The 6,204-nt window shown below is 39.9% G+C and carries 8 protein-coding genes and 1 rRNA gene; 8 read left to right on the forward strand and 1 reads right to left on the reverse strand.

The annotated features are described in order from the left end of the window. Positions 1 to 66 precede the first annotated feature (66 nt). The 6 genes from DYI25_RS20755 to perR all read left to right on the forward strand — a co-directional run bounded on the left by DYI25_RS20755 (position 67) and on the right by perR (position 4,301). The gene (locus DYI25_RS20755; RefSeq protein WP_213372458.1) at positions 67 to 474 is read left to right on the forward strand and encodes a potassium channel family protein; all 408 of its coding nucleotides are present in this window, start codon (positions 67 to 69) and stop codon (positions 472 to 474) included. Positions 475 to 561: 87 nt separating this feature from the next. Then, complete coding sequence (gene bcp, locus DYI25_RS20760) at positions 562 to 1,029, forward strand: thioredoxin-dependent thiol peroxidase (protein WP_213372460.1); 468 nt, start codon at positions 562 to 564, stop codon at positions 1,027 to 1,029. 127 nt (positions 1,030 to 1,156) lie between these two features. Further along, positions 1,157 to 2,026 carry a TetR/AcrR family transcriptional regulator gene (locus DYI25_RS20765; RefSeq protein ID WP_213372462.1) on the forward strand — a complete coding sequence of 290 codons (870 nt, stop codon included), beginning with the start codon at positions 1,157 to 1,159 and terminating at the stop codon, positions 2,024 to 2,026. Between the two features lie 210 nt (positions 2,027 to 2,236). Then, on the forward strand, positions 2,237 to 3,181 hold the full coding sequence (locus tag DYI25_RS20770) for a D-2-hydroxyacid dehydrogenase (protein ID WP_213372464.1): 945 nt from the start codon (positions 2,237 to 2,239) through the stop codon (positions 3,179 to 3,181). Between the two features lie 3 nt (positions 3,182 to 3,184). Beyond that, a complete protein-coding gene (locus tag DYI25_RS20775) occupies positions 3,185 to 3,736 on the forward strand; it encodes a cob(I)yrinic acid a,c-diamide adenosyltransferase (RefSeq protein WP_213372466.1) in 552 nt (183 codons plus the stop codon). A 121-nt stretch (positions 3,737 to 3,857) separates the two neighbouring features. Then, positions 3,858 to 4,301, forward strand: coding sequence for a peroxide-responsive transcriptional repressor PerR (gene perR / locus DYI25_RS20780; protein WP_249745568.1), 444 nt, complete (start codon positions 3,858 to 3,860; stop codon positions 4,299 to 4,301). Positions 4,302 to 4,412: 111 nt separating this feature from the next. Here perR and DYI25_RS20785 read toward each other — a convergent pair whose 3' ends face one another. Continuing rightward, positions 4,413 to 4,763 carry a YgzB family protein gene (locus tag DYI25_RS20785; protein WP_213372476.1) on the reverse strand — a complete coding sequence of 117 codons (351 nt, stop codon included), beginning with the start codon at positions 4,761 to 4,763 and terminating at the stop codon, positions 4,413 to 4,415. A 159-nt stretch (positions 4,764 to 4,922) separates the two neighbouring features. Here DYI25_RS20785 and DYI25_RS20790 point away from each other — a divergent pair, with 159 nt between their 5' ends. Beyond that, on the forward strand, positions 4,923 to 5,798 hold the full coding sequence (locus DYI25_RS20790) for a nucleotidyltransferase-like protein (RefSeq protein WP_213372478.1): 876 nt from the start codon (positions 4,923 to 4,925) through the stop codon (positions 5,796 to 5,798). Between the two features lie 321 nt (positions 5,799 to 6,119). Then, positions 6,120 to 6,204 (forward strand): 16S ribosomal RNA (locus DYI25_RS20795); the annotation flags it as partial.

Consider the following 6,204-nt stretch of genomic DNA (forward strand, 5'->3'; position numbering starts at 1 on the left):
GCATACTCCTAATTTCAAGAGCGTATAGTTGAAGGGAGAAGAGATGCAAGAAATGAGGCTGGAAACATGCAGTTTTATATATCAATCGTTTTAATAATTGTAGCAATTTTTTTTAGTTTGCGGACACTGTTCATCCCTCATAAGATAAAAGGTAAACAAGTCTCTTTTGAAAATTTTGTTACGCTTGCGCTAATTTACGCGACAGTCATGGCTGGATTTGGGCTGCTTTATTATTTGCTGGATTTGAGAGGTATTTGGGTGCTTTCCGATGTGAGCATGCGCCCTAGCGTTTCCTCCTATGAAAGGATGTCCACAAGCATGTACTTTAGTGCAATTACACTTTTTTCGGTTGGTTACGGTGATATTGCACCGATCGGTGTGGGGAGGGCAATTGCTGTTTTGGAAGCACTCATCGGCTATACGATTCCAGCTGCATTTGTGACAAGGGCCGTGTTTGACCAGAAAAGGTCTTAAGCTGATGTTCTCTTTCTTTCTAATTTGTATTCCAAGCTTAAATTAGTTAGGCTAAGAATTATAGAACTAATTTTGGAGGGATACATAATGGCATTAGTAATTGGAGAAAAAGCGCCGGAATTTGAGCTGCCGGCCAGCAATGGAGAAACGGTTAAGCTTTCTGATTTTGCAGGGAAGAATGTAGTGCTCTATTTTTACCCGAAGGATATGACACCTGGCTGCACAACGGAAGCGTGTGATTTTAGGGATCACCATGAGAGTTTTGAAGGAGTGAACGCCGTTGTCCTTGGAGTCAGTCCAGACCCAATCAATCGCCATGAAAAATTCATCGAAAAGCACGGTTTGCCATTCCTGCTTTTAGCTGATGAAGACCATAAAACTGCCGAGGATTACAATGTGTGGAAGCTGAAAAAGAACTTTGGCAAGGAATACATGGGAATTGAACGTTCAACCTTCATCATAGATAAGAAGGGCAATCTCGTTAAGGAATGGCGAAAAGTAAAAGTGAAAGGCCACGTTGAAGAGGCCCTCGAATATATTAAAGAAAATCTTTAATCTAAGGACAGCCAGGAGAGGCTGTCTTTTTGCTGATTTGGCAGTAGTAATAAGCTATAATAGGGTATGATAATAAATCTATGACCAGTCAGTCATTCTTATAATGAAAAATGGGGGAGGCTTAAGGGTGAAGGAAAAGGAAAAAGCAATCATCGAAGCAGCAATTAAGCTTTATGCGACCAAAGGGTTTGCGTCCACCTCGATCCAGGAAATTGTTTCAGAAAGCGGAATCTCCAAGGGTGCATTCTATTTATACTTTAAATCCAAGGATACTTTGTTGATCGCAATCCTGGAATATTACTTTGATTATATCGAAAAGAAGCTTGAAGCATATGAACATGAAAATCTGTCTCCTAGAGAAAAATTTGCATTACAGCTGACTGCGTTATTTAATACGATGCTTGATCATAAAGAGTTTATCATCATGCAATCAAGGGAACAGGCTATCCCTTTGAATGAAGAGGTTAAGGAATTAATGATCCGCAAGTATTATGAAGCGCAAATGTATTATCAAAACAGTCTGCGTGCTATATATGGAAAGAAAGCTGAGCCGCATCTTTGGGACTTGGCTCTCATGCTAGAAGGATTCTTTAACTCATATATGAAGCTACTGCTTTTCAATCCGGAGGGCTTCAAAATCGATGAATTAGTGGAATATATTTTGAGAAGGGTCGATTCACTAGTTACTGGCTTGGAGGGAGAGAGTCCGGTAGCCACAGAAGAAAAAGTCAAGGAACTTATAAATAAAACAAAGGCCTTCTTCCTGGCTGGTGATGACAAGGATATTAAATCGATAATCCAAAAAATGAAGCATGAGATTTCCAATCTTGAAAATAACGAAGACTTGAACATCTCGCTGGAAGTGCTTGAAAGTGAAGTGGAAAGGGAATCACCCCGGATTCCGGTGGTCCAGGGAATGTTATCAAACTTCAAGTCTGAACAATCGCTGGACACCTACCGAGAGGCCATTGCAGAGTTTTATGGTGTGAAAGGCTAAAATTAGCGCCTATTTTTATCAATACAGGCTACTGTCCATTCATTTTAGCTATAACTGAATATCATTGTATTAGGGCATACCTCCTCAAACGATTTAGCGGGCTACAACAGCCCGCCTTTTTTTATGGTATCTAAAGGCTTGCAAGTTGTTTAATAAAGTGAAAATTAATACAATTATTAATATGACAATAGAACGAAGGGTTTGGTCTATATGAAAATTTATTCTTCTATACTGCCTGCAGAGGCTTTGCAGGAGGATGTGAAAAAGGAATTTCCACAAGTCAGCTTTGAATTCCATAAAGGGATAAAGGAAGAATTATTTTTGGATGCGGAAATTTTCCTTACATATGGCGAGGATTTAACTGAAGAACTTATATACAAGGCAGACAAATTAAAATGGATCATGGTCATGTCAGCTGGACTGGATAGAATGCCATTCACGGCCTGCAAGAAGCGCGGGATTCTCGTTACCAATGTCAGGGGCATCCATAAAATCCCGATGGCTGAATTTACAATCGGCATGATGCTGCAGCATGTTAAGCAAATGAGATCCCTTTGGGCGAATGAACAAACTAGGACATGGGAGCGTAAATTGCCGATGGGAGAATTATACGGCAAGACATTGCTCATTCTAGGTATAGGAGCTATTGGCGGAGAAGTGGCTAGACTGGCGAAAGCCTTTAATATGAAAATAATTGGTGTGAATCGGAGTGGCCGTGAAGCTGAATGGGCTGACGAAATATTCCCGATGGAAAACTATCGAGCTGCCTTACCTCAAGCAGATTTCATTGTCTCGGTATTGCCAAGCACGAAGGAAACAAAGCATTTCCTAGATGCAAGCGATTTTGAAATGATGAAGAATTCAACGGTGTTTATCAACATTGGTCGCGGAGATTTGGTTAAGGATGAGGTTTTAGTAACTGCACTTCAGGAAAAAAAGATAGCACACGCTTACTTGGATGTATTTTATGAAGAACCGCTGAAAGAAAGCCATCCATTATGGACGATGGAGAATGTAACAGTAACGCCGCATATTTCAAGCCTTACGAAAAACTATCTGCCAAGATCTTTTGAAATTTTCAAACATAACCTGCATAAATATATTAAAAACGGTTCGGATTATCTCAATGTAATTGACATGGACAGGGGGTATTAGGAGATGAAGATTTACACGAAGACTGGTGATAAAGGAACAACGTCGCTTGTATATGGAACAAGGGTAGCTAAGAATGATAAACGTGTGGAAGCTTATGGTACATGTGATGAAACGAATTCAATGATTGGGTTGGCTCTAAGTTATTTGAATGGAGAGTATTTCAGCGGCAAGGAAGATATGCAGGAAATGCTCCATAAAATCCAGACAGCATTGTTCCATGTCGGCGCAGAACTGGCTACACCATCTGGAAAAAATGTGAAGTGGACTCTTGAGGAAAAGGATATCGAAGAATTAGAGGAGAAGATCGATGCCTGGGATGCGGCACTTCCGCAATTGACCAACTTCGTTCTGCCTGGAGGGCATCAGACCGGCGCAGCGCTGCATGTAGCAAGGACTGTTGCGAGAAGGGCCGAACGCCAAGCTGTTGAACTGGGCGAGGAGGTTAACCCGCTTGTCCTTACATATTTGAATCGACTTTCAGACTTCCTGTTTGTCGCAGCGAGATATGTGAACATGCATCTAGGGGCTAAGGAACTTACTTTGCATCAGGATTAATACAAATACAGCAATTGTAAACGTTTGTGATGTGGCATTATTGACAAAAGTGGAGTGTAATTAGTACACTATTTATAAATATTATAAAGTAAGAATTATAATCTAAAGTAAAGTGAGGTGCATGGCGGTGGTACAGAGTCAGTTAAAAGAAGCCCTGGATACCTTGAAGGATACAGGAGTCCGTATTACTCCGCAACGTCATGCGATACTCGAATTTTTAATAAACTCAATGTCGCACCCAACAGCTGATGAGATATATAAAGCGCTTGAAGGGAAATTCCCTAATATGAGCGTAGCGACAGTTTATAACAATTTGAGAGTATTCCGTGAGGTTGGATTGGTAAAGGAACTGACATATGGAGATGCTTCAAGTCGTTTTGATTTTGTGACTTCCCACCATTACCACGTTATTTGTGACAAATGCGGGAAGATCGTTGATTTCCATTACCCAGGCCTTGATGAAGTTGAACACTTGGCTTCCCATGTAACGGGTTTTAAAGTCGGTAACCATAGAATGGAGATATACGGCACTTGTCCGGAATGCTCTGCGAAGGAAGTTCATTAAAACTAACTGCTGATGGCAAAAGCTATCAGTTTTCTTTTTTTGAAATTATTTTTCCCACATGTTCTGGTTCAACAAAGTTGCTAATAAAAAGAACTCGGCTTCAGCCGAGTTCTATTTTTGTTCTTTACGGTTGTATTGTTCGTCAAACTCCTTGCCTTCAAGAGATGCGTCAAGAGTTAACGGTTCGTTGCAATACATGCAAATATCCACCCGGCCGAGCATTTTGGTCTGTTTACCGCAGTTAGGACAGACGACCTGAACTGTTTTTGTCGATAACATTCCAATCCAAAAATAAACACCCGTGCTTGCAATAATGAAAAGCAATCCCAGGATCATGAAAATCGTCATGACCAATGGGGAGTTCCGAAAGAAAATACCTGCGTACATAACGATGAAGCCAATGAAAATCAAGCTCAACGCAAAGGTGCGGATTTTATTTATTTTACTAGAATATTTAGCCATTGGAATTTCCCTCCCTAAAATCTAACTATATCATACCATTTGCGGTAAGATAATCATAAAAAAGTCTAAGTCGATGTCGAAAATTGTCTAGAAGAAATGCAGGAGATTTTATATAATTGTCGAACATATATGCTAACAAACAAATGGAGGAGTTTATTTATGGAGGATATCCTTCGTTCGATTTATCAAGAACGCGCAAGCCATCCTAATACAGTAGGAGTAGTGGTGATCGAGAAGAGGCAAAAAGCAATCGCTGCCACAGATACTTTTGACGTCATCCTACTTATTATAGTAAAAGAAAATAATGATCCAGTCTTTGTAAAGCATTACTCTTATGGAGATAAAAAAGCAGCGATGCATATCGTAACTGAAAAGCAAATCAATGATTGGCTGCTAATAGGCAATAACAAAAAAATATTTGATTGGCTGTACAATGGAAAGATTGTTTTTGACCGGAATGAACGGATTGCCAACCTAAAGCATGAACTCAGGGAGTTTCCTTTCTTCGGCCGGAAGATTAAAATGGGGATCGAGTTTGCCAAGTTGATCAGAAGGTATTCTGATGGGAAAGTACTCTTTGATAACTTTAATTATTTGGATGCCTATAATCACGTTGTCCATTCGCTTCATCACTTGGCCAGGTTAGCAGTAATCGAAAATGGGTTCCATCCAGAGGTAACTGTGTGGCATCAGGTCAAACAGATTGAACCGGAAATCTATAAGCTATATGAAGAATTGATTTGCAGTGAAGAGTCTATTGAAAAGCGATTGGAGCTTTTATTCCTGGCCAGTGAATTCTTGATCCATAAAAGAACGAAGGTAGGCAGCCAGCATTTGCTTGAGGTGATGGAGAGTAAAGAGAACTGGACATTTAATGAATTGATGACACATCCTGAACTGGAGCCCTACTCTGTAGACCTCGGTATTCTTGTGGAATATTTGATAGAAAAGAAAATCCTCGATGTAGTCAATGTTGAAACAAAAGGACAAGGTATTTTTCACAGATATTATAAAGCGGCAGAAAAATTATCCTAAAAAAACAAAGAAACCTATTGACCATTTAAAAAATACTTGGTATATTAATAACCGTCGCTGCGGAACACAGCAAAAACATTTTCGCGGCAGACGGTTGAAAACTAAAAAGTGTTTTTCGCTCAATAACATTTCTTTTTTAAAAAATGTTGACAGAAAAAACGCCGGATGTTATATTAGTAAAGTCGCTTCCGGGCGACGCGCTAACTAACTTGCTCTTTGAAAACTAAACAAACAAGCGTCAACAAACAATAAATTATCATGGCTTCTATTATAGAAGATCATGAGCCAACGTTTTAACTTTATGAGCTAACTCATAACTCTTTCTTGGAGAGTTTGATCCTGGCTCAGGACGAACGCTGGCGGCGTGCCTAATACATGCAAGTCGAGCGGATCTTCATTAGCTTGC

Source organism: Mesobacillus boroniphilus (assembly GCF_018424685.1).
Lineage (GTDB): Bacteria > Bacillota > Bacilli > Bacillales > Cytobacillaceae > Mesobacillus > Mesobacillus boroniphilus_A.

What these genes read in the sequence shown, in the direction of transcription:
- DYI25_RS20775 (WP_213372466.1), top strand. Translation starts at nt 3,185, where the DNA reads ATGAAGATTTACACGAAGACTGGTGATAAAGGAACAACGTCGCTTGTA.
- DYI25_RS20785 (WP_213372476.1), bottom strand. Translation starts at nt 4,763, where the DNA reads ATGGCTAAATATTCTAGTAAAATAAATAAAATCCGCACCTTTGCGTTG.
- bcp (WP_213372460.1), top strand. Translation starts at nt 562, where the DNA reads ATGGCATTAGTAATTGGAGAAAAAGCGCCGGAATTTGAGCTGCCGGCC.
- DYI25_RS20755 (WP_213372458.1), top strand. Translation starts at nt 67, where the DNA reads ATGCAGTTTTATATATCAATCGTTTTAATAATTGTAGCAATTTTTTTT.
- DYI25_RS20790 (WP_213372478.1), top strand. Translation starts at nt 4,923, where the DNA reads ATGGAGGATATCCTTCGTTCGATTTATCAAGAACGCGCAAGCCATCCT.
- DYI25_RS20770 (WP_213372464.1), top strand. Translation starts at nt 2,237, where the DNA reads ATGAAAATTTATTCTTCTATACTGCCTGCAGAGGCTTTGCAGGAGGAT.
- perR (WP_249745568.1), top strand. Translation starts at nt 3,858, where the DNA reads ATGGCGGTGGTACAGAGTCAGTTAAAAGAAGCCCTGGATACCTTGAAG.